Raw genomic sequence first — 23,205 nt, forward strand, 5'->3', positions numbered from 1 at the left:
TAAAGATACCATAAATTCCCTACCGGGATGGTAGGGAATTTGTGGTAGAATTCTAGAGTTCACAGTTGTTTACGGTTCTTGGGAACGGAACGACGTCGCGGATATTGGACATGCCGGTTAAATACATAACACAGCGTTCGAATCCCAGACCGAAGCCTGCATGGCGGGTGGAACCGTATTTTCTTAAATCGAGATAGAACTGGTAATCTTCTTTCTTTAACCCCAACTCGTCCATGCGGGCCGTGAGTTTGTCGTAATCGTCCTCTCTCTGGCTTCCGCCGATGATCTCGCCGATCCCCGGAACGAGGCAGTCAACTGCGGCCACGGTCTTGTTATCCAGATTCATCTTCATGTAGAAGGCCTTGATTTCCTTCGGATAGTCGGTTACGAAGACAGGTTTTTTGAAGAGCTGCTCTGTTAAATAGCGCTCGTGCTCGGTCTGCAGATCGCAGCCCCAGAATACCTTGTAGTCGAACTCGTCGTTGTGCTTCTCCAGAAGCTCTACGGCCTCGGTGTAAGTAACATGGGCGAATTCGGAATTTAATACGTTGTGAAGACGGTCTAAAAGGCCCTTATCCACGAACTGGCTGAAGAAGCTCATCTCTTCCGGAGCATGCTCCAGTACGTAGCGGATCACGTATTTTAACATGGACTCTGCCAGCTCCATATCGTCATTTAAATCGGCGAATGCCATCTCCGGTTCGATCATCCAGAACTCGGCGGCGTGGCGGGTCGTGTTGGAATTCTCCGCACGGAAGGTAGGTCCGAAGGTATAGACATTGCGGAAGGCCATGGCATACGTCTCTGCGTTTAACTGGCCGCTTACGGTTAAGTTGGTCGGTTTGCAGAAGAAGTCCTGGCTGAAATCCACTTTTCCTTCGTCGGTCTTCGGAATGTCGTTTAAGTCAAGCGTCGTCACCTGGAACATCTCGCCGGCGCCTTCACAGTCGCTTCCCGTGATGAGCGGGGTGTGTACATACACAAAATCACGCTCCTGGAAGAACTGGTGGATCGCATAGGCGATTAAGGAGCGGACACGAAATACCGCCTGGAAGGTATTGGTGCGGGGACGCAGATGGGAAATTGTCCTCAAATACTCAAAACTGTGTCGTTTTTTCTGTAAAGGGTAATCTGGCGAAGAAGCGCCTTCGACGACGATTTCTGTCGCCTGAATCTCGAATGGCTGCTTGGCTTCCGGTGTAGCAACCAGGGTACCTTTTATAATCAGAGCGGTTCCAACGCTCAGTTTGGATATTTCTGAAAAGTTTTCCATGGTGTCGTGGTAGACCACCTGCAGTGTCTCGAAGTAGGTTCCGTCGCTTAAGACGATAAAGCCGAAAGCCTTGGAATCTCTAAGGCTTCTGACCCAGCCGCCGATGGAAATCTCTTTGTTTAAATACTGCTCCCTGTCCTTATATATTTGCCTTACTGTCACTAAATCCATAATAATTTCTCCTTTTGATATGATCGCATACTTATTAAGATTATACTGTATTTTGGTCTGCGATTCAAGGGGGAGACTGTGTAAAAACGCTATATCTGCCATGAAATGTAAAAGAAAACCATAATAATAGAAAAATGTCGGAAAATGCACAAAAAAGTATAATAATATTTCAAATATTTGTTCACTATTTTCAAAATGTGTGGTATAATGCTAGTACAATAAAATTCTAACAGCAAGAGGTGATAACGTGATTAAAAAAGAAATGATTGCCATGCTTTTGGCAGGCGGACAGGGTAGCCGATTAGGTGTGCTGACACAGAAGGTAGCCAAACCAGCAGTATCGTTTGGCGGGAAATACCGTATTATCGATTTCCCGCTCAGCAACTGCATCAATTCAGGAGTTGATACAGTCGGAGTTTTGACACAGTATCAGCCGTTACGTTTGAACACCCATATCGGGATCGGTATTCCGTGGGATTTGGACCGTAATGTGGGTGGAGTAACCGTTCTCCCGCCTTATGAGAAGAGCAAAGGCAGCGACTGGTATACCGGTACAGCCAATGCGATCTACCAGAATCTGGAGTTTATGGAGACGTATAACCCGGACTATGTGTTAATCCTCTCAGGAGACCACATTTATAAGATGGATTATGAGGTTATGCTTGAGTATCACAAAGCGAATAATGCAGATATCACCATTGCTGCCATGCCGGTACCGATTGAGGAAGCCAGCCGTTTCGGAATTGTAATTACTGATGAGAACAACCGTATCACGGAGTTTGAGGAGAAGCCGGCGAACCCGAGAAGTAACCTGGCCTCCATGGGTATTTACATATTCAGCTGGAAAGTACTGAAAGAAGCCCTGATTAAGATGTCAGAGGAACCGGGATGTGACTTTGGCAAGCATATCATTCCGTACTGCCATGCAGCCGGACAGAGGATATTTGCTTATGAGTACAATGGATACTGGAAGGACGTAGGTACTTTAGGTTCTTACTGGGAAGCCAACATGGAGTTAATCGACATTATTCCTGAGTTCAATTTATATGAGGAATACTGGAAGATTTATACCAAGAGTGATATCATTCCGCCTCAGTATGTATCGGAGGATGCAGTGATTGAGAGAAGCATCATCGGAGAGGGCTCTGAGATATTCGGAGAAGTCCATAATTCCGTAATCGGTGCAGGTGTTACCGTGGCGAAGGGCGCCGTGATCCGGGATTCCATCATCATGCGTGAGAGCGTGATTGGCGCCGGTTCCATAGTCGATAAGGCTGTCATCGCTGAGAATGTCAAGATTGGATCAAACGTCGCACTCGGCGTGGGTGAATACGCACCGAGCAAGTATGACCCGAAGGTATATCAGTTTGACCTGGTTACCGTGGGTGAGAACTCTATTATCCCGGATAATGTGAAGGTTGGAAAGAACACCGCCGTTGTAGGGGAGACGATCGTAGAGGACTATCCCGACGGATTACTGGCAAGCGGAGATTACATCATAAAGGCAGGTGGTATGCGATGAGAGCAATAGGAATTGTATTAGCAGGCGGTAACAGTAAGAGAATGCGGGAATTGTCCAACAAGAGGGCGATTGCAGCCATGCCGATCGCAGGCAGCTACCGCAGCATAGATTTTGCACTGAGCAATATGACGAATTCCCATATTCAGAACGTGGCAGTGTTGACCCAGTATAATTCCAGGTCTCTTCATCTGCACTTAAGTTCTTCCAAATGGTGGGATTTCGGAAGAAAACAGGGCGGTTTATTCGTATTCACGCCAACCATTACAGCGGAAAGCAGCGACTGGTACCGTGGAACTGCTGACGCGTTATATCAGAATCTTACCTTCTTAAAGAACAGCCATGAACCGTACGTGGTCATCTCGGCCGGTGATGGTATCTATAAACTGGATTACGGCAAGGTGCTCGAGTATCATATTGAGAAAAAGGCCGATATCACCGTAGTCTGCACGGACCTTCCTGAGGGAGAGGACGTAACCCGTTTCGGCCTGGTGGGAACCAACGAGGACGGCAGAATTACCGATTTTGAGGAGAAACCTATGGTGGCTTCCTCCAATACCGTATCGTGCGGCATCTATGTGATCAGAAGACGTCAGCTGATTGAGCTGATCGAGCGCTGCGCTATGGAAGACCGCTACGACTTTGTCAATGATATTCTGGTGAGATATAAGAATTTAAAGAGAATCTATGCGTATAAGATGGATTCCTATTGGAGAAATATCGCTTCCGTAGAATCCTACTACAGAACAAACATGGATTTCTTAAAACCGGAAGTCAGAGATTACTTCTTCCGTCAGTATCCGGATGTATACTCCAAGATTGACGATCTGCCGCCGGCAAAGTATAATCCTGGCGCAGTAGTGAAGAACAGCCTGGTATCCAGCGGAAGCATCATCAATGGGGTAGTTGAGAATTCCGTTCTGTTTAAAAAAGCCTATATCGGCAATAACTGTGTGATTAAGAATTCCATCATTTTAAATGATGTGTATATTGGGGACAACACGGTTATTGAGAACTGCATAGTAGAAAGCCGGGATACAATCCGCGCCAATACGACTTACATAGGTACACCGGACAATATTAAAATTGTCGTAGAGAAAAACGAAAGATACACATTATAGGTAATGTGACGGGAAGGGGTTTTGACATGCAGATTACAGATGTTAGGGTAAGACGTATCGAAAAAGAAGGAAAGATGAAGGCCATCGTATCAATTACACTGGATAATGAATTTGTAATCCATGATATCAAAGTAATTGAGGGAGAAAAGGGATTGTTTATCGCCATGCCGAGCCGCAAGGCGGCAGACGGAGAATACCGCGACATCGCACACCCGATTAATTCGAATACCCGTGACATGATTCAGAGAGTAATCCTGGACAAGTATGAGACGACCGCATTAGAGATGCCGGAAGAAGAGGCCGCACTGGCCTGATGTTAAAGTTGGGATTGGCAGCAGAAAAGTGAAATTTGAATGATAGGAGCCGCATGGGGTGCCGGTTGGACACCATGCGGCTTTGTTTTTTGTAAGGGACCGCGTCCGCGGCATCGCCAGTTGAGCGAAAAAAAGCAATTTACATATGTGGGACAGGCGGGTTATAATGGGGATAGCTTTTAGATAGTTCATGACAAGGAGAGGAAGTACGAATATGACAATCAAAATTGGTATATTAGGATATGGGAATCTCGGTAAGGGCGTGGAGTGTGCGGTTAAGCATAACCCGGATATGGAATTGGCGGCAGTCTTTACGAGGAGAGATAAAGAGTCTTTGAACATTCTGACGCCGGGGGTGAAGGTTTGTTCTGTCCAGGAGGCGGAGTCCATGAAGGATGAGATCGATGTGATGATCTTATGCGGCGGGAGTGCTACAGATCTGCCGGTTCAGACGCCGGAGTTTGCAAAGTGTTTTAATGTCGTTGACAGTTTTGATACACATGCCAGGATACCGGAGCATTTTGAGGCGGTGGACGCGGCGGCGAAGGAGGGCGGCCACGTGGGAATTATCTCTGTGGGCTGGGACCCGGGAATGTTTTCCCTGAATCGTCTGTATGGCAATGCCGTTCTGCCGGAGGGCAATGATTATACCTTCTGGGGCCGGGGAGTCAGTCAGGGGCATTCTGATGCGATTCGCCGCATAGAAGGCGTGAAGGACGCCAGACAGTATACGGTGCCGGTTGAGGCCGCGCTGAGGGCCGTGAGAGATGGAGAGAATCCGGAGCTGACTACGAGACAGAAGCATACGAGAGAGTGCTTTGTGGTAGTGGAAGAAGGGGCTGACTTAAAGCGGATCGAGGAAGAGATCGTGACGATGCCCAACTATTTCGCCGATTACGATACGACGGTCCGGTTTATCAGTGAGGAAGAGCTCATGAGAGATCATAAGGGAATTCCTCACGGAGGCTTTGTGATACGTACCGGAAAGACGGGATGGGAGAATGAGCACAGCCATGTGATCGAGTACAGCCTGAAGCTGGATTCGAACCCTGAGTTCACGGCCTCCGTCATCGTGGCGTATGCGAGAGCGGCTTACCGTCTGAGTAAGGAAGGCGCGGCGGGCTGTAAAACGGTATTTGATATAGCGCCTGCGTATTTAAGCCCTCTGAGCGGGGAAGAATTAAGAAAACATCTGCTTTAGGAACAGGAGGAAGAGGCGTGGCGGCGAAAGAGATGGTTCTGTATTATCAGCCTGAGAGAGAGAAAGAGGCTGGCAACGCGTCGAAAGCGGCAAAATTAAAGGGTGTTCTGATCCGCATGGGCATCCGGATAAAGAATATTACACCGGAACAGACCGGGCAGACGGTTGGTTATCTGGCTGGTTTCGATGGATTTGACGAGAAGGAGACGGAAGAGGGAACTGTGCTTCCGGAGCTGGAGGAAGAGATGCTGGTAATGAAGAATTTTACGAACCGGCGGATCGACGAGCTGCTCGCGGGACTGCGCCGGGCTGGTGTGCCGAAGGTTGAGTTAAAGGCAGTGGTCACGGAGACGAACTGCGGCTGGACTTTTTACGCTCTGTACGAAGAGCTTAAGAAGGAACGGGAAGCGATGACAAAGAAGGATGAGGCTTAAGCCGGATTAAGGCGAAGCGAAACGATAGGATTAATCAGAGAGAAGGAGAAATACCCATGGACAACGAAGGAAAGAATGGCGCACAGACAGACAAGCAGGCGGTGCTGGGGCGTTTGAGGGACACGAAGGCCCTGTATGTGGTGGTTTCTGCATGTACGAAGCTGCCGTATGTCGTGTGTGATCCGGAGACATTTGACGATGAGGTTCTGGTGTTTTTTAAGCCGGAGGAGGCGGAAGCCAAGGCAAAGAGCCTGGCTGGGGAAAAGATCCCGGTGAGTATCGTTAAACTGGAAAATAAACAGCTGCTTTTATTCTATACGAATCTGTATACAATGGGAGTGAACGCTATTTTCGTAGCAGATTCCGGGAAAGAGGAGCTCATCCAGCTGGAGGAGTTCGTCAGACGGAGAGGAGACGAGCCCGGCGAGGAGGGCAAGGTCTGGGTGGAGAATCCGGCGCTGCATTTAACTGCTCTTTATTATATGCAGGAGGCGAGAAGGCAGCCGGGCCCGGAGATGAATTCCAGGCTCATGGAACTGCAGGAAGAGATTGAGATGCATTTCCGGAAGGGTACTTTCATTCTTGCCATACAAAAAGAGGGCAATGGAATCCCGCTGGTAAAGATGAAGAACGGAGATGTCTATCAGGCGGCATTTACAGACATTCTGGAATTCCAGAAGTTTAACCGGGAAGAGCAGCTGCGGCCGGTAATCGTACCGGCGGAGAAGGTTTCCCAGGTGCTGGCAGGCGATGCCATCGGTATTATCTTAAATCCGGTGGGAATTAATCTGCCTTTGGCGGTGAACCGCCCGCCGAAGCAGGAAAGCGAACAGTAAGAAGAGGTGCAGGAGAACCGTTGTCCTGCGGCTGGTATGGCCGTGGGACGGCGGTTTTTCGTGTAATAGGAAAGAGCTCCTATTACACAAAAAAGCCCTCCGGGCAGGAGGCGCACTCCGCGCTAAGGAAGTATGGCCGCTGATGCAGCCGCGCTCCGGCGCGGGAGTCCGGCTCGCCGGACTCTTTATTCTGCAATAGGAAAGTGATCGGATTCTTGCACGCTTCAGCTGAATCCTGTATAATGGAGGCATTGGACGAGGTAGAAGTATGAAGAAGATATTTTCGTATTATTTAAAACCGTATTATCTGCGTATGACGATCGGCTTTTTGATTAAGTTTACCGGTACGCTGATGGATTTATTTCTTCCGTGGACACTGGCTTATATGATCGATACGGTGATTCCGGCAAACCAGAGGCCGGAAATATTTTTGTGGGGATTTTTTATGATTTTCTGTTCGATTCTGGCGGTGGTGTTCAGCGTCGCGGCGAACCGGATGGCATCCCGGGTGGCCAGCAGCGCCACCCGGACGATACGGGGAGATCTATTCGAGAAGGTGAGCCGCTTATCCAACACTCAAATCGACCGCTTTACCAGGCCGTCTCTGATATCCAGGCTGACCAGCGATACGTATAACGTTCATCAGATGCTCGGAAGAGTCCAGCGGCTGGGAGTACGGGCGCCTATCCTCTTAATCGGCGGCATTACCATGACTATGGCGCTGGATCCGGTTTTGGCGTGTATCCTGCTGGCGGTGCTTCCGCTTCTTACGATTGTTGTGGTGGTGGTCTCGAGGAAGACGATTCCCATGTTTTCCGTTCTGCAGGATCGGGTGGATCGGTTTGTACGGCTGATCCGGGAAGATATTGCGGGCATCCGTGTGATTAAGGCGCTGTCTAAGGAATCTTATGAGCAGGAGCGTTTTGACCGGGCGAACCGGGAGGTGGTCGACTGGGAGCGAAAGGCTACCGTGACCACCAGCATCACCAATCCCGTGATGAATGTGCTTTTAAATCTGGGTCTTGTGGCTGTTATTCTGGCTGGAGCCTACCGGGTAAACCAGGGGACTTCGGAGGTCGGAAAAATACTGGCGTTTATGACGTATTTTACGATTATTCTGAATGCGCTGATGTCCATTTCCAGGCTGTTTATCATGATTTCGAAGGCCGCGGCTTCGGCCTCACGTATTGTGAAGGTGCTGGATGCGGATCAGGAACTGGTTTTTCAGGAGATGGAAGCTGAGGAGGAATCCGCGTGGGAGACCGAGACAGGAACGGAGAAAAAGGCGGGGACTGGCGAGGAGAATGGTGCAGTCCACGTGGAATTTGATCACGTATCCTTTTCCTATAATAAGGTTGAAAATAACCTGGAGGACATCAGTTTCCGGCTGAAGCGGGGCGAGACGCTGGGGATTATAGGAGCCACGGGAGCGGGAAAGACGACGATCGTGAACCTGCTGATGCGTTTTTACGATGCCGATCAGGGCGCGGTCCGCATTGATGGAAGAGATGTGCGCACCATGGGGCTTCATGAGCTGAGAACGCGTTTCGGAACTGTATTTCAGAATGATACGATATTTGAAGATACCATTATGGAAAATATCAATATGGGCAGGGAACTAAGTGAGGAAGCGGTCATGGAAGCGGTTCTTTACGGCCGGGCCAGTGAGTTTGTGGAGGAAAAAGGCGGTATATCAGCGCAGCTGGATATCAAGGGGGCTAATTTAAGCGGCGGGCAGAAGCAGAGAATTCTGATTGCCCGGGCGCTGGCAGCCAAACCGGATATTCTGATTCTGGACGATTCCTCTAGCGCGCTGGATTATAAGACGGACGCGGAGCTTCGGAAGGAGCTGAGGGAACATTTTGCGGAGACGACCTGCGTGATCATCGCCCAGAGAATCAGTTCCATCATGAACTCGGATCACATCATGGTGCTGGAGGATGGACAGATGATCGGATACGGGACGCATCAGGAGCTGATGGAGACGTGTGAAATTTACCGGGAAATTGGAAAATCCCAGATGGGAATATAAGGGGGCGGGACCATGGCTGCACGCAGCAGAAGTGAAAAACGGCTGGAGGCCGCATATAATGAGCCGCAGGGGCGCTCTCTGGTTCAGAGAAAGCACACGATTCTTCGCCTCGGCCGCTATATGATTCAGTATAAATGGCTCCTGCTCCTGGCTTTTATCATGACGGTGGGAAGCAATTTGCTGGCTTTGGTAGGGCCCATGCTTTCGGGCTATGCCATTGACGCTATCGAACCGGGCATGGGGAAGGTGGAATTTTCGAGAGTTTTCCATTATGCCGGATGGATGGCGGCATTTTACGTGATTTCTTCGGTATTGTCCTATGCGCTTTCGGTTCTGATGATTACCATCAGCCGGAAAGTGGTATACCGGATGAGAAAGGACGTATTTGACAAGATGCTGGCTCTGCCCGCGGGGTATTACGACCTTCACCAGACGGGAGATATCATCAGCCGTATTTCCTATGACATCGACACGGTCAATGAGTCGCTGTCCAGCGATCTGATACAGATTTTAACTACGGTGATCACGGTGGCCGGCGCCCTTTACATGATGGTGGTCATATCGCCGAGACTGGTGCTGGTATTTGCATTTACGGTGCCGCTGTCTGCCTGTATTACAAAGTTCATAACAGGAAAGACACGTCCGCTCTTCCGTGCAAGATCGGCAAGTCTGGGGAATTTAAATGGCTTTGTGGAAGAGATGGTAACCGGACAGAAGACCTTAAAGGCCTACTGCCAGGAGGAAAATGTCATTCGGAAATTTGCGGAGAGGAATAAGGACGCCGTGGAGACGTATTACAGGGCGGAATACTACGGCAGTGTGGTAGGGCCTATGGTGAATTTTATCAATAATCTCTCGCTGTCCTTAATCAGTGTATTTGGCGCGCTCCTCTATCTCGTCGGCTACATGACGGTAGGGCAGATTTCTTCTTTCGTACTATATTCAAGAAAGTTTTCCGGCCCGATCAATGAGGCTGCCAACATCATGAGCGACCTGCAGTCTGCGCTGGCCGCGGCGGAGCGGGTGTTTGTGCTGATGGATGAGATCCCGGAGGCGGCAGATGCGCCCGGCGCCGCAGAGCTGGGAAGCGAGGAGGAGGAAGTCCGGGGAGAGGTCGAGCTTTCCCATGTTGATTTCGGATATGAAAAGGACCGGATTATTTTGCACGATCTTTCCCTGAAGGCGGATCAGGGCAGGCTTATTGCGATTGTGGGCCCTACGGGCGCGGGGAAAACGACGCTGATCAACCTCCTGATGCGTTTTTATGACCCTAATTCCGGTGAAATCCGGGTGGATGGCCATGAGATCCGGGAGGTGACGAGAAAGAGTCTCAGGAAATCATACGCCATGGTGCTGCAGGATACGTGGCTGTTCCACGGAAGCATCTATGAGAACCTGGCATACGGAAAAGAGGGGGCTACGATGGAGGAGGTCGTGGCGGCGGCGAAGGCGGCCAGGATCCACTCGTTTATCAAGCGCCTTCCGGATGGCTATGATACGATCCTGACAGATGACGGGACAAATATATCAAAGGGGCAGAAGCAGCTGCTGACTATAGCGCGTGCTATGCTGCTGGAGGCGAGGATGCTGATTCTCGACGAGGCGACCTCCAACGTGGATACCAGGACGGAGATCCAGATCCAGGAAGCCATGCGGAAGCTGATGGAGGGGAAGACGTGTTTCGTGATCGCACACCGGTTGTCGACCATAAGAAATGCGGATCTGATCCTGGTGATCAAACAGGGAGAAGTGGTGGAGAAAGGGACCCATGAGGAGTTGATGCGTGTGGAAGGGGAGTATTTTCAGATGTATACGGCTCAGGGGGAGTGAAAGGGAGGGGGATACGCGGATTTTTTCACAGCCTGGCCGGAAAAGGGAGAACGGGCGGCAGGGAGGGAAAGGTTCAGGGATTCCGAGGGGTGGGACTAAGGGCGAACAGCCCCCTCCGCAGGGGTCCCGGGCAATTCGACCGAACGCCTGATGCGTTCGCTCTCAGTGCCCGCAAACCATTCCGCCGAACGTATGTGAGGGGGACTTACCGCTGCGTCCTGAAAACGCGATTTTGCCCCTGCTCCGGCGGCTTTTCGCCCTAAGTCCTACCGACCTCTGCATCATTCACCTTTCCCTCCCTGCCGCCCGCTCTCCCTTTTCCGGCCAGGCTGTGAAAAAGCCGCTGTGTACTGGCTCCATAGGGGGACGATTAGTCAAATGTTCTAAAAAAGAATCGATATATTGACAAATATTGAGTAATATGCTATTTTTAATATAAGCAGATGAGAACGATGAAGTCGTTTTTAATTTTTTAAGTTTTCAACCTATCATATAGCATACAGCATATAGCTTACAGGTCGAATGCCACTTACGATTCCCGCCGGATTCAGATGGACGGAGAAAAGAAGCCATATGAATTATGTCAATCAGCCATCCTCTTACTTCCCTTTTTACGTACCAGGTACAGAGGCAGAAGGAGCGGAGATGGCATGTATCGCACCTGTGGGATTTGTAAATATCCGTCAGGCGCTCATATCAAGGAGGACATCAATATGAAGAGACCAGTAACAGCGGCAATTGCAGGCCTGGGCAACCGGGGAAATGATATCTATGCCCATTATCAGCTTGTAGCGCCGGAGGAGATGAAGGTAGTGGCGGTGGCGGACCCGGTTGCCGCAAAGAGGGAGGCGGCCCGGGAAGAGTACGGGGTAGCGCCTGAAAACTGTTTTGAAACGGTGGAGGACTTGTTGAAACAGCCGAAGCTCGCCGATATCCTGGTGATAGCGACACAGGACAAACAGCACGTGACCCAGGCGGTGGAGGCGATTAAGAAGGGATATCACATTCTCTGCGAAAAGCCTATTTCCCCCAGCCTGGAGGAGTGTCTTCTTCTGCAGAAAACGGCCCACGAATATGGACGTATGGTAGCTGTGGGGCATGTGCTCCGTTATACTCCATTTTATTCGAAGATAAAAGAGGTGATCGAATCCGGACAGATCGGAGACGTGGTCAGCGTCCAGGGACTTGAGAACGTCAAATACTGGCACCAGGCTCACAGCTTTGTGAGGGGCAACTGGCGCGACTCTGTGGAGACGAGCCCGATGATTCTTGCAAAATGCTGCCATGACATGGATATCTTCGTATGGCTTCTGGGAAAGAAGTGCGAACGGGTTTCTTCCTATGGTTCCACCTATTTATTTAAGGAATCCATGGCCCCGGACGGCTGTGCCATGCGCTGCCTCGACGGCTGTGCGGCGAAAGAGAACTGTCCGTATGATGCGGAAAAGATCTATATTACGGATAAAGGCACCGGAATCCGCAATGTTGTTGAGAAGAACCTGACCGGTGACGATGCGTGGCCGTGCTGCGTACTCTCCCAGACACTGACCGAGGAGGCCATCTATGACCAGATTAAGACCGGACCTTACGGCCGCTGTGTTTATCACTGCGATAACAACGTGGTGGACCATCAGGTGGTCAATATGGAATTTGAGGGCGGTGTGACGGTCAACTTTACCATGAGCGCATTTACCAGCGGAGGAGGCCGTGATATCAAGGTCATGGGTACTATGGGGGATATCATCGGTGATTTACATACGGGAATTGTGAAGGTTACGAATTTTGGAAAAGAGACGGAGGTTTATGATATCAATGCGACGGCAGGCGATTTATCCGGCCACGCGGGAGGCGATAACCGTCTGATCCACGATTTCCTGGCAGCGGTAGAGGAAGGCGAGACGAAGGGACAGTTAAGAACCGGCGTCGATGTGTCGATACAGAGCCATATCATTGCGTTGGCGGCTGAATATTCCAGAATTCATGAAGGGGAAAGCGTTGCCCTGGATGAATTTATACGCAGTGAGAGATATAAAGAGCTTTAGATGGTTTGGCAATTTATGAATTGCTTAAAATGTTTAAGAGAAGGAGAGGATTTTATGAAAAAGAGATGGTTAGCTTTATGTCTGGCAACAGTGATGGCGGCATCCTTAACCGCGTGCGGCAGCTCCAAGACATCCACACCGGATACGACAGGTGCGCAGACGACTGCAGCGGGCAGTGAGACGAAGGCAGGAGACGGGACAAAGGCCGAAGAAGCGCCTGCGGGTGCAGTGGAACAGGTGGTGACCATTCCGATGTTCAGTGATCCGGATACGCTGGATCCGGGCCGTTCCGACGACGAGCAGAAGAATGCAATCGTGCTGGAGATTCAGGAGACGCTGATCCGTCTGATGGACGGAAAAGTAACGCCTGGAGGTGCAGAGAGCTGGGAGACCTCCGATGACGGACTGGTATGGACTTTTAAGCTGAGAGACAATCAGTATTCCGACGGTACGGCCGTAACGGCTCAGGATTATGTAAACTCTATTCGAAGAATTTTTGATCCGGAGGTCAACTGTCACAACGCGGGAATCTTCTACTGCATCAAAGGCGGAGAGGATTTCAATACGGGTAAGGGAAGCAAGGAAGATGTAGCGGCGAAGGCGGTTGATGACAAGACGCTGGAAATCACCCTGACAGAACCGCTTCCATATTTCTTACAGCTGATGACATTCGCCAATGTGACTCCGGTTCCGGAATCCAAGACACAGGGCGAGAAGAACTCTTCCTACGGTGCGACGGCAGATGAACTCAGCAGTTCAGGTCCATTCTACGCATCAGAGTGGGTCCGCGGTTCCAAGATCGTGCTGAAGAAGAACCCGAATTACTGGGATGCGGCAAATGTAAAGCTGGAAACCGTCAACATGGTGCTGGCGCAGGACGAGAATACGAGAGAGCAGATGTTTAATCAGGGTCAGCTTGATATCTTAAGAAAGGTCCGCAGCGAGTATGCAGATACGTTAAAGGCTAAAATCGACGGCGGCGAGGTCCAGCTCTTAGAGGGACCGCAGCCGAGATACAGCTATATCTGCTTTAACAATGAAGATCCCAACGGAATCTTTACAAATGAGAAAATCCGTATGGCATTTTCCATCGCGCTGGACAGAGAATCTCTCGTTAAAAATGTTATGAAGAAGGACCAGGCCGCTTACGGCATGATTCCTTACGGTTTAAGTATCGGCGAAGAACTGTTCCGCGATATCTATCCGGAGCCGATGAAGGATTTTCTGGCTCAGGATCCGAAGGCACTGCTGGAGGAGGGTTTAAAGGAGCTCGGAAAAGAGGGAGAGCAGATTACAGTGACATTCCTTCAGAAGAACTCTGATAATGATACGAAGGTTCAGGCAGAGTATTACCAGAACCAGTGGCAGACAAAGCTTGGCGTGATTGTTAAGATTGATACGGCATCCGACAACTCATCCTTTAACAACCAGGTATCCAAGGGGCTGTATCAGGTATGCCAGACCGGCTGGGGCGCTGACTATAATGATCCAATGACATTTATGCAGTGCTATATGACCGGCGACGGCAACAACCCGGCATTCTTCTCAGATGCGAAGTACGATGAGCTGGTGGAGGCGTGCAAGACGGAATCCGATATGAAGGTGCGCGGCGAGAAATTTGCAGAGGCAGAGAAGATTATCACAGTGGAACACTGTGGTCTGGCGCCGATTACCTTTACATACGACAAGAATGTGGCAAAGAGCAGCGTGAAGGGCTTCTATATTAATGGAGCCGGCGGCCCGGCAATCGAACTGAAAAGTGCATATGTAGAATAGGATTAAGAGACAGGAACATGGACTTTGACAATGCGGGGCAGGTATTTACTGCCCCGCATTGTGCGTTGAATTATTACTGCATTGTATGAATAAAGGGATTACGACAGATGGGTTACGACGAAACGCATGAGTCAGAAACAGGATGGGAGGTTCAAGATGGTAAAGTATATTTTGAAGAAGATAGGTTATATGATTGTTACACTCTGGGTAATTCTGACAATAACCTTCTTCCTGGTCAGCGTCATACCAGGCGATCCGATGCAGGCGGACACCAAGGTGCTTCCCGAGGCTGTGGTGGAGAACCTAAAGGCCCGCTGGGGGCTGGATAAGCCGATAGGGGAACGGTATGTTATTTATTTGAAGAATCTTCTTCACGGAGAACTGGGAGAGTCTTATAAGACTCCGGGCCTTACTGCGAATCAGATTATTAAGGACCGTTTTCCGGCTTCTGCAAGGCTGGGGATTCAGGCCGTGGTGTTAGGACTGGTTCTCGGTCTGCTTCTGGGAATTCTGGCGGCCTTTCACCGGGGGACGTGGATTGATTTCATTACGATATTTATCGCGATCGTGGGGGTATCCATCCCAAGCTTCGTTTTTGCCGCTTTGCTCCAGAAATACGGCGGCGGAGATTATTTTCCGATTGTCGGCTGGGTGTCTCCGGGGATGAAGATTCCCGACATTTTCCGTTATACGGCGCTGCCGACGCTGGCGGCATCGATCGGCGGCCTGGCTACGTATTCGCGGTTTATGCGGTCCTCGGTGCTGGATGTGCTGAGCTCTGACTATATCCTGCTGGCCAAGGCCAAGGGGCTGTCCAACTGGAAAATCATTACACGCCACGTGCTCCGCAACAGCATCACTCCGATTATCTCGATCGTGGCGCCGCAGGTGGCGGGAATCGTGACAGGGTCCTTCGTGATCGAGAGAATTTTCTCCATACCGGGTCTGGGCCGTTACTACGTGGACAGCGTCAATGGCCGTGATTACCCGATGGTTCTGGCTACGACCATATTCTTTTCCTTCATCTTCATTCTTTCGATTGTTGTGATGGATATTTTATATGCAATCGTAGACCCGAGAGTCCGTAAGGGCATCATTGAAGGAAAGTAAGGAGGAGAGCCATGGAACAGGGAAATGAAATGACAGTATCAAAGGATCTATTCCGGCGTGTCGGGGTGGATGAACAGAAATCAGAGTCTGTGGTGCGCCCCAGTATCTCCTACTGGCAGGACGCGGTCCGAAGATTAAAACAGAATAAAGTAGCGATGGTGAGCCTGGTGGTGCTCCTGTTAATTCTGGTGATGTGCGCCATAGGGCCGTATATTTATCCCCACCCGTTTGACGAGCAGAATATTGAATTTACGAATCAGACGCCCTCCTTGCAGCACTGGTTCGGACTGGACGATCTGGGGCGGGATATTTTCGCGAGAATCTGGATGGGAGGAAGAATCTCCTTAACGATTGGTATCGTGGGTGCTATCGTGTCACTCGTTATCGGCGTTTTATATGGCGGCATCAGCGGGTACTGCGGCGGTCTTGTGGATGATATTATGATGAGAATCGTGGAAATCCTGGTGGGAGTGCCGTACATGGTGGTGGTTATTATCATGTCCGTGGTACTGGGAAAAGGCATGACCTCCCTGCTGATCGCGCTGTGTATTACAAGCTGGACGAATCTGGCGCGAATCGTGAGAGGACAGGTGCTGGAACTGAAGGAGAGCGAATACATTCTGGCGGCACGGGCGCTGGGAACGCCTCCGCTACAGATCATCGTAACGCACCTGCTTCCCAATACATTGAGCCTGATTATTATCAATACGACTTTCTCCATACCATCGTTTATCTTTGCGGAAGCGTTTTTAAGCTTCGTAGGTATGGGAATCCAGCCGCCGCTGACAAGCTGGGGCGCTATGGCCGCATTGGGCCAGCAGCAGATGTCTTACTATCCTCATGAGCTGATTTTCCCGGCGCTGGCAATCTCTGTGACCATGCTGGCATTTAACCTGCTGGGCGATGGACTCAGGGATGCATTTGATCCGAAACTGCGCCAGTAGCACTGTTTGTGAATAATAGAGGAAAGGCAGGCATTACCTATGAGTCAACCATTACTTGAGGTTAAGAATTTAAAGGTTTCATTTCATACATATGCCGGGGAGGTACAGGCGGTCCGGGGCGTGGATTTTACGCTGGACGCCGGAAAGACCATGGCAATCGTCGGGGAGTCCGGAAGCGGTAAAACGGTGACTTCCAAGGCGGTTATGGGGCTGATCGCCTCGCCTCCGGGAGAGGTAAAGAAAGAGAGCAGCATTTTATTTGAAGGCACGGATATTTTAAGGTTTACGGAAAAACAGTGGCAGGATTACAGAGGCAAGGATGCGGCCATGATCTTCCAGGACCCCATGACATCTCTGGATCCGACCATGAAGATCGGGCGGCAGATCATGGAGAGCATCGTGGAACATCAGAAGGTGGGAAAACGGGAAGCCATGCAGAGGGCCGTGGAGCTGCTTAAAAAGGTGGATATTCCCAATCCGGATGAGAGAGTGCATCAATATCCCTATGAATTTTCAGGAGGAATGCGTCAAAGAGTGGTAATCGCCATCGCGCTGGCCTGCAATCCGAAGCTGATGATTGCGGATGAACCGACTACAGCGTTGGATGTCACGATTCAGGCGCAGATCATCGGCCTGCTGAAGGAGATACAGAAAGCAAACAATACGTCGGTTATCATGATTACTCACGATTTGGGAGTCGTGGCCGGTATGGCGGACACGATCGCGGTTATGTATGCGGGATGTATTGTGGAATATGGTAATGTCTTTGACATTTTCAATGCGCCGCAGCACCCGTACACCAATGCACTTTTGAACGCGGTTCCCAGGCTGAATGTAGAGAACAAGGCGCAGCTGGAGGTAATTCCGGGGACGCCGCCGGATCTCATCTCGCCGCCGAAGGGTTGCGGCTTTGCCACAAGGTGCAAGTACTGCATGGAAATCTGCCGTCAGGCGCCGCCGGAATATACGGAGGTGTCAGATACCCACAAGGCAGCCTGCTGGCTCCATCATCCGATGGCCAGGGAGGCGTTCGATTACGATGATATAAGGAGGGTTTTTGAATCATGACAGGAATGGATAAAGATAATCAGAAACCCATGGTCCATGTGGAACATTTGAAGAAGTATTTTCAGGTGCGGAAAAAGGGGATTTTAAAGGCAGTGGATGACGTATCCTTCGACATCTGTGCAGGGGAGACCCTGGGGCTGGTGGGGGAGTCGGGATGCGGCAAGACGACCTGCGGACGAACAGTCGTAAAGCTGTATCCGGCCACTTCAGGGACTATTGAGTTCGACGGAAGAGATGTGAGCCAGTTAAAGACGAAGGAAGAGATAAAATGGTTTAAAAAGAATGCCCAGATCATCTTCCAGGATCCTTATGCCTCCTTAGACCCGCGAATGACGGTGGGCGACATCGTGGCGGAGGGAATGAAGAACCATGATTTATATCCGGGTAAGGAGCGGATGGAGCGGGTGCATGAGCTGTTAAGCCTGGTAGGTCTCAACAAGGAGCATGCGAACCGCTTCCCTCACGAATTCTCCGGCGGACAGCGTCAGAGAATCGGCATTGCCAGGGCGCTGGCCGTGGACCCGAAGTTTATCGTCTGTGACGAACCCATATCGGCTCTGGATGTGTCGATCCAGGCTCAGGTGGTCAATTTGCTGGTGCGCCTCCAGAAGGAATTGGGGCTGACGTACCTCTTTATCGCCCATGATTTATCCATGGTGAAACACATATCCGACCGGGTGGGCGTCATGTACATGGGACATATCGTGGAGCTGGCATCCAGCGCGGAGCTGTACCGGAATCCGCAGCACCCGTATACGAAGGCACTGCTGTCGGCAATTCCCGTGCCGGATCCGGAATTTGAGCGCTCGAAGACACTGATTCCGCTGGAAGGCGAGGTAGGAAGTCCGATCAACTGCAAGGAGGGATGCAGATTCGAGAAACGGTGTAAATACGCCACGGAACAATGCCGCAGCGTGACACCGCAGCTTAGGGAAATCGAGGCGGGACATTACGTTTCCTGCCATCTTTTGAACTAGTACAGCGTTGTATAAGTTCCAGTAAACTTACACAATGCTGTACTAGGCAAAGGGCGTTGATTGACAGTCTCTGTTTATTATGATATGGTTAAAAAAATATTATTTTTAAGAGAGAGAGCACGATGGTTAATAAGATAAAGAGGACTTCCCTCCAGTCCGAGATCATACGGTTTATTCTGGATTATATCAGAGAACATGATTTGAATCCGGGGGACAAACTTCCCTCGCAGGAGAACCTGCTGGCCATGATGGGGGTCAGCAGGACTTCCCTGAGGGAGGCTATGAAGACACTGGAAGCCAGGGGGATTCTGGAGATTCAGAATGGGAAAGGCGCCTATGTGGGTGGTTTGGTGGATGCCGACGGTGTACAGGTCATTGATTTCACACAGGAAAAGGAACGTCTTCTGGAAGCGCTGGAAGTGCGTAAGATTCTGGAACGGGAGATTCTGCGGATGCTGATCCACACCATCACCGACGAGGAGTTAAAGGAGCTGGGAGAAATTAAGGATATTCTGATGAGCAAATACCGGAGGGGCCTGCAGCAGACGGCGGAGGACAAGAAATTCCACTATACCATCTACCGGCTTTGCCATAACCAGGTGATGTATCAGCTGATTCTGTCCTTAAACAATGTGATGGAGAAGTTCTGGGAGTTCCCTTTAAATATGGAGGATCCGTTTCTGGAGAGTATACCGCTCCATGAGGAACTTTATGAGGCCATCTGTGAAAAGAATGTAAGGAAGGCTCAGTCCATCAATGAGAAGCTTTTAGAGGCAGTTTACAGAGATATCAGACAACAGCGGTAATGGTATATCGGATAAGGCTTGCGGGGGCGGCAAAGAAGGAAATTCGTGCTCCCTTGCGCAGACCTATCACATAGCATATAGGTATTGGAAAAGGGGATATGAGATGACAGATCAATCGGAGTATTTAAAAAGTGATAAGCTGGTGACAGCCCATTATGGGGAGGAATATGAGCATTATTATAATGCCGTTGTTCCTCCGATTTTTATGAATTCACTCAATGTGTTTGAGACCATTGATGATTATTATGACAGTGACAAGACGGACAAACATACATACTGCTATGGGCGGGTACAGAATCCCACGGTGCGGATTCTGGAGGACAAGGCAGCGGCTCTGGAGCACGGGACCGGCGCGCTGGCGTTTGCCTCGGGAATGGCGGCGGCTACCACGGCAGTTCTCACTGTCTGTAAAACAAAGAGCCACGTAGTCTGTATCCGGAACGCGTATGGACCCTTAAAGACATTTCTCAATGAATACTGCAGGGAACACCTGGATATGAGCGTCACCTATGTAAAAGGGGATGAGCCGGAGGAATTTGAAAATGCCGTCACGGATCAGACGGATCTGATTATTCTGGAGAGCCCTTCTTCTGTCGTACTGTCCCTTCAGGACATTCAGGCGGTGTCCGGGACAGCGAGGAAACACCACGCTTACGTCTATATTGACAACAGCTTCTGTACGCCGATTTACCAGAAGCCGCTGGAGCTGGGGGCTGATATTGTGATGCACACCACCTCCAAGTATATGGGAGGACACAGCGATATTATCGGAGGTGTTCTCGCCGTGAAGGACGAGGAGCTCATGGCGCGCCTGAGGCAGCAGAGGGAGCTCTTCGGCGGAATCATCGGTCCGATGGAGGCATGGCTGATCATACGCGGTCTGCGGACGATGGAGGTACGTGTGGAACGCCATCAGGCGACGGCCATGGATATAGCGGCGTTCTTAGAGAACCATTCGAAGGTGAGAAAAGTCTATTATCCGGGACTTTTGTCCCATCCGCAGTATGAGCTGATGAAGCGGCAGCAGAGCGGAAATACGGGACTATTGAGTTTTGAGATAGAAGGCAGCGCAGAGCAGGCGAAGGAAGTGGCAAAGCGGCTTAAGCTGTTTAAGATCGGTGTTTCCTGGGGCGGTTTTGAGAGTCTTGTCTGTATGCCGCATGCGAGACAGGATGAGGAGGCGTGCCGGTTTCTGGGAGCGGATCAGAATGTGCTGAGAATTCACTGCGGACTGGAAGGCGCAGACGTATTAAAGGCGGATTTGGAAAATGCGCTGGCCTGTCTGTGATAGAGTGACGAAAGAGGGGGATTACAGGATATGGCTATTGTTTTTCACGAGAGAACGGAAGAGTTCCACCTTTATAACCGGGATATCAGTTATATTATGAAAATTCTGCCTGACCGCTCTGTCGGGCAGCTGTACTATGGAAAAAGGATTCGCGACAGGGAAGACTATGGCCATATGCTGGAATATGCGGTGAGAGATATGGCGCCGTGTCCTTTTGAGGGCGATAATACATTTTCCAGGGAGCATGTGCGGCTGGAGTATCCGGTGTATGGAACTGGGGATATGCGTTATCCGGCTTACCGCATTGCCTGCGGAAATGGAAGCCGGATAACCGGATTTACCTATGCAGGGCACCGCATCTTTGCAGGAAAAAAGCCGCTTGAGGGACTGCCGGCCACGTATGTGGAGGATGACGGGGAAGCCTGTTCTCTGGAGCTGTATTTAGAGGACAGCCTGATCCGCGTGCGGCTGGTGCTGAGTTATACTATTTACAGTGATTTTCCGGTTGTTGCCAGAAATGCCCGGTTTGAATGTCTGGAGGGCTGTCAGGGAATCAGGCTGGAGCAGGCCATGAGTCTGAGCCTCGATTTGCCGGACAGCCGCTATAAGATGCTTGATCTGGCCGGCGCCTGGGGGCGGGAGCGTTATCCCGACCTCCATCCGCTGCACCAGGGGATACAGTCGGTCCATAGCATGAGAGGCCACAGCAGCCATCAGTTTAACCCATTTCTGGCTCTGCTGAGGCCGGATGCGGGTGAGACGGCGGGAGAAGTCATCGCGGCCTCCCTTGTATACAGCGGTAATTTTCTTGCCAGTGCCGAGGTTGATACCATGGGGACAACGAGAATCATGGTTGGTATCCATCCGGAGGGATTTTCCTGGCCGCTGGCAGCAGGGGAGAGCTTCCAGACCCCGGAGGCGGTGCTGGTCTATTCTGACAGGGGCTTAAACGGAATGAGCCAGGTGTTCCACCAGCTGTTCCGGACCAGGCTGGCGAGGGGCTGGTGGAGAGACCGGGAGCGCCCTATCTTAATCAATAACTGGGAAGCCACATATATGAAGTTTAAGGAAGAGAAGCTTCTCAACCTGGCGGAAAAGGCCAGGGAGGCCGGTGTGGAGCTGTTCGTCCTGGACGACGGGTGGTTTGGCCGTCGTGACGATGACACTTCCTCGCTTGGGGACTGGTATGCGGACCGGAAGAAACTGCCGGACGGCATTGAAGGGCTGTCGGAGAAAATACGGGCCATGGGGCTTTCCTTTGGTCTCTGGTTTGAGCCGGAGATGGTCAATCGGGACAGCCGCCTGTATGAGGCGCATCCGGATTGGGTGCTGGGCAGCGAGGACAGGCCGCGCTGTGTCGGCCGGCACCAGCTGGTTCTGGACTTTTCGAAGGACGAGGTGATCGATTATATCGGCGGATTGATGGAGGACATCATCGGGCGGGGGCATTTAAGCTATATCAAATGGGATATGAACCGCAGCATCACCGAGGCGTGGTCTTCAGGGAGGGAGGCCGCCTTTCAGGGAACCGTCATGCACCGGCAGATTCTGGGCGTCTATCGTCTGTATGAGCGGCTGATCCGCAAATTCCCTCACGTTCTGTTTGAATCGTGTGCCAGCGGCGGAGCGCGGTTCGACCCCGGAATGCTCTATTATGCGCCGCAGGCATGGACTTCGGACGACACGGATGGAGTGGAGCGTATAAAAATTCAGTACGGAACTTCTTACGTTTACCCTTTAAGCTCTATGGGAAGTCACGTCTCCGCGGCTCCGAACCACCAGACGCAGCGCAGTGTCCCGATGGAGACACGGGCAGTCTGTGCGTATTTCGGTACCTTTGGATATGAGATGGACGTAACGGCAATCTGTGAGGCGGAACTTGAACAGATGAAGAACCAGACTGCATTTATGAAGGCAAACCGCAGGCTGATTGCGGAAGGGAGCTTTTACCGGTTGATCAGTCCCTTTGAGAATGAACGCAGCGAGGCTGGCTGGATCGTGGTTTCTCCCGACAAACGGGAGGCGCTGGCGGCTTACTTCAGAGTACTGCAGCCGGTAAATGCAGGATTTTGCAGGATGAGGCTCTCGGGGCTTCTGGAAGAGGGGGAGTATGAGATCCGGGAACAGGGAATGGCGGAGCTTCCATACACATGCTACGGCGATGAACTTATGAATTACGGACTGATTCTGTCGGATCAGGCCAGCGGTGTTAAGACGGCGGGAGTGCGGCAGGGGGATTATCTTGCGAGGCTGTTTGTGCTGAAGGTGAGAGACGACGGTGGCAGTTAAAAATTGAACAGATAGTACCTTGAATTTTCCATACATACTCCTTATAATAAAAGGGTATGATAAAGGGGTATCATAAAGGAATATTAAAGGGGGAATCAGCATGGCCTTGCCAATTAATATAACGGAATTGATCAACCGCAGAGTTGTTGAAAATGCACGGGTTGAGTATAAAAG

18 protein-coding genes are annotated in these 23,205 nt (G+C 50.8%); 17 read left to right on the forward strand and 1 reads right to left on the reverse strand.

Going from position 1 to position 23,205, the window contains the following annotated elements; genetic code table 11:
* Positions 1-52: 52 nt before the first annotated feature.
* The gene (gene asnS, locus DFR60_RS15385; protein WP_110323678.1) at positions 53-1,444 is read right to left on the reverse strand and encodes an asparagine--tRNA ligase; all 1,392 of its coding nucleotides are present in this window, start codon (positions 1,442-1,444) and stop codon (positions 53-55) included.
* Positions 1,445-1,691: 247 nt separating this feature from the next.
* Between asnS and DFR60_RS15390 the strand changes: the two genes are divergently transcribed.
* From DFR60_RS15390 to DFR60_RS15470, 17 genes are all read left to right on the forward strand, one after another.
* Complete coding sequence (locus DFR60_RS15390; RefSeq protein WP_110323679.1) at positions 1,692-2,966, forward strand: glucose-1-phosphate adenylyltransferase; 1,275 nt, start codon at positions 1,692-1,694, stop codon at positions 2,964-2,966.
* A complete protein-coding gene (gene glgD / locus DFR60_RS15395; protein ID WP_002605624.1) occupies positions 2,963-4,084 on the forward strand; it encodes a glucose-1-phosphate adenylyltransferase subunit GlgD in 1,122 nt (373 codons plus the stop codon). The genes DFR60_RS15390 and glgD overlap by 4 nt, the downstream gene beginning before the upstream one ends.
* A gap of 26 nt (positions 4,085-4,110) precedes the next feature.
* Positions 4,111-4,398, forward strand: a complete 288-nt coding sequence (spoVG, locus tag DFR60_RS15400) for a septation regulator SpoVG (protein ID WP_002605625.1) — start codon at positions 4,111-4,113, stop codon at positions 4,396-4,398.
* 214 nt (positions 4,399-4,612) lie between these two features.
* The gene (locus DFR60_RS15405; RefSeq protein ID WP_110323680.1) at positions 4,613-5,599 is read left to right on the forward strand and encodes a diaminopimelate dehydrogenase; all 987 of its coding nucleotides are present in this window, start codon (positions 4,613-4,615) and stop codon (positions 5,597-5,599) included.
* A 17-nt stretch (positions 5,600-5,616) separates the two neighbouring features.
* Positions 5,617-6,033, forward strand: a complete 417-nt coding sequence (locus tag DFR60_RS15410) for a DUF3783 domain-containing protein (protein ID WP_110323681.1) — start codon at positions 5,617-5,619, stop codon at positions 6,031-6,033.
* A 56-nt stretch (positions 6,034-6,089) separates the two neighbouring features.
* A complete protein-coding gene (locus tag DFR60_RS15415; protein WP_110323682.1) occupies positions 6,090-6,869 on the forward strand; it encodes an SseB family protein in 780 nt (259 codons plus the stop codon).
* A 268-nt stretch (positions 6,870-7,137) separates the two neighbouring features.
* Positions 7,138-8,901 (forward strand): ABC transporter ATP-binding protein, encoded by a 1,764-nt coding sequence (locus tag DFR60_RS15420; protein WP_110323683.1) that lies wholly within the window; start codon positions 7,138-7,140, stop codon positions 8,899-8,901.
* A gap of 12 nt (positions 8,902-8,913) precedes the next feature.
* Positions 8,914-10,731: an ABC transporter ATP-binding protein gene (locus DFR60_RS15425; RefSeq protein WP_110323684.1), complete on the forward strand. Its 1,818-nt coding sequence runs from the start codon at positions 8,914-8,916 to the stop codon at positions 10,729-10,731.
* 713 nt (positions 10,732-11,444) lie between these two features.
* Positions 11,445-12,773 carry a Gfo/Idh/MocA family protein gene (locus DFR60_RS15430; RefSeq protein WP_110323685.1) on the forward strand — a complete coding sequence of 443 codons (1,329 nt, stop codon included), beginning with the start codon at positions 11,445-11,447 and terminating at the stop codon, positions 12,771-12,773.
* Between the two features lie 54 nt (positions 12,774-12,827).
* Positions 12,828-14,549 (forward strand): peptide ABC transporter substrate-binding protein, encoded by a 1,722-nt coding sequence (locus DFR60_RS15435; protein ID WP_110323686.1) that lies wholly within the window; start codon positions 12,828-12,830, stop codon positions 14,547-14,549.
* A 156-nt stretch (positions 14,550-14,705) separates the two neighbouring features.
* The gene (locus tag DFR60_RS15440; RefSeq protein ID WP_022031703.1) at positions 14,706-15,659 is read left to right on the forward strand and encodes an ABC transporter permease; all 954 of its coding nucleotides are present in this window, start codon (positions 14,706-14,708) and stop codon (positions 15,657-15,659) included.
* An 11-nt stretch (positions 15,660-15,670) separates the two neighbouring features.
* Positions 15,671-16,603, forward strand: coding sequence for an ABC transporter permease (locus tag DFR60_RS15445; RefSeq protein ID WP_110323687.1), 933 nt, complete (start codon positions 15,671-15,673; stop codon positions 16,601-16,603).
* 39 nt (positions 16,604-16,642) lie between these two features.
* Positions 16,643-17,671 (forward strand): ABC transporter ATP-binding protein, encoded by a 1,029-nt coding sequence (locus tag DFR60_RS15450; protein WP_002605702.1) that lies wholly within the window; start codon positions 16,643-16,645, stop codon positions 17,669-17,671.
* A complete protein-coding gene (locus DFR60_RS15455) occupies positions 17,668-18,648 on the forward strand; it encodes an ABC transporter ATP-binding protein (RefSeq protein ID WP_110323688.1) in 981 nt (326 codons plus the stop codon). The genes DFR60_RS15450 and DFR60_RS15455 overlap by 4 nt, the downstream gene beginning before the upstream one ends.
* Before the next feature lie 122 nt (positions 18,649-18,770).
* A complete protein-coding gene (locus tag DFR60_RS15460; protein WP_110323689.1) occupies positions 18,771-19,454 on the forward strand; it encodes a FadR/GntR family transcriptional regulator in 684 nt (227 codons plus the stop codon).
* A gap of 103 nt (positions 19,455-19,557) precedes the next feature.
* A complete protein-coding gene (locus DFR60_RS15465) occupies positions 19,558-20,742 on the forward strand; it encodes a trans-sulfuration enzyme family protein (RefSeq protein WP_110323690.1) in 1,185 nt (394 codons plus the stop codon).
* 30 nt (positions 20,743-20,772) lie between these two features.
* On the forward strand, positions 20,773-23,031 hold the full coding sequence (locus DFR60_RS15470; protein WP_110323691.1) for an alpha-galactosidase: 2,259 nt from the start codon (positions 20,773-20,775) through the stop codon (positions 23,029-23,031).
* Positions 23,032-23,205 lie beyond the last annotated feature (174 nt).

It is taken from the genome of Hungatella effluvii, from assembly GCF_003201875.1.
Lineage (GTDB): Bacteria > Bacillota > Clostridia > Lachnospirales > Lachnospiraceae > Hungatella > Hungatella effluvii.

What these genes read in the sequence shown, in the direction of transcription:
- DFR60_RS15440 (WP_022031703.1), top strand. Translation starts at nt 14,706, where the DNA reads ATGGTAAAGTATATTTTGAAGAAGATAGGTTATATGATTGTTACACTC.
- DFR60_RS15465 (WP_110323690.1), top strand. Translation starts at nt 19,558, where the DNA reads ATGACAGATCAATCGGAGTATTTAAAAAGTGATAAGCTGGTGACAGCC.
- glgD (WP_002605624.1), top strand. Translation starts at nt 2,963, where the DNA reads ATGAGAGCAATAGGAATTGTATTAGCAGGCGGTAACAGTAAGAGAATG.
- DFR60_RS15460 (WP_110323689.1), top strand. Translation starts at nt 18,771, where the DNA reads ATGGTTAATAAGATAAAGAGGACTTCCCTCCAGTCCGAGATCATACGG.
- DFR60_RS15450 (WP_002605702.1), top strand. Translation starts at nt 16,643, where the DNA reads ATGAGTCAACCATTACTTGAGGTTAAGAATTTAAAGGTTTCATTTCAT.
- asnS (WP_110323678.1), bottom strand. Translation starts at nt 1,444, where the DNA reads ATGGATTTAGTGACAGTAAGGCAAATATATAAGGACAGGGAGCAGTAT.
- DFR60_RS15455 (WP_110323688.1), top strand. Translation starts at nt 17,668, where the DNA reads ATGACAGGAATGGATAAAGATAATCAGAAACCCATGGTCCATGTGGAA.
- DFR60_RS15445 (WP_110323687.1), top strand. Translation starts at nt 15,671, where the DNA reads ATGGAACAGGGAAATGAAATGACAGTATCAAAGGATCTATTCCGGCGT.
- DFR60_RS15470 (WP_110323691.1), top strand. Translation starts at nt 20,773, where the DNA reads ATGGCTATTGTTTTTCACGAGAGAACGGAAGAGTTCCACCTTTATAAC.
- DFR60_RS15430 (WP_110323685.1), top strand. Translation starts at nt 11,445, where the DNA reads ATGAAGAGACCAGTAACAGCGGCAATTGCAGGCCTGGGCAACCGGGGA.
- DFR60_RS15425 (WP_110323684.1), top strand. Translation starts at nt 8,914, where the DNA reads ATGGCTGCACGCAGCAGAAGTGAAAAACGGCTGGAGGCCGCATATAAT.
- DFR60_RS15420 (WP_110323683.1), top strand. Translation starts at nt 7,138, where the DNA reads ATGAAGAAGATATTTTCGTATTATTTAAAACCGTATTATCTGCGTATG.
- DFR60_RS15415 (WP_110323682.1), top strand. Translation starts at nt 6,090, where the DNA reads ATGGACAACGAAGGAAAGAATGGCGCACAGACAGACAAGCAGGCGGTG.
- DFR60_RS15435 (WP_110323686.1), top strand. Translation starts at nt 12,828, where the DNA reads ATGAAAAAGAGATGGTTAGCTTTATGTCTGGCAACAGTGATGGCGGCA.
- DFR60_RS15405 (WP_110323680.1), top strand. Translation starts at nt 4,613, where the DNA reads ATGACAATCAAAATTGGTATATTAGGATATGGGAATCTCGGTAAGGGC.
- spoVG (WP_002605625.1), top strand. Translation starts at nt 4,111, where the DNA reads ATGCAGATTACAGATGTTAGGGTAAGACGTATCGAAAAAGAAGGAAAG.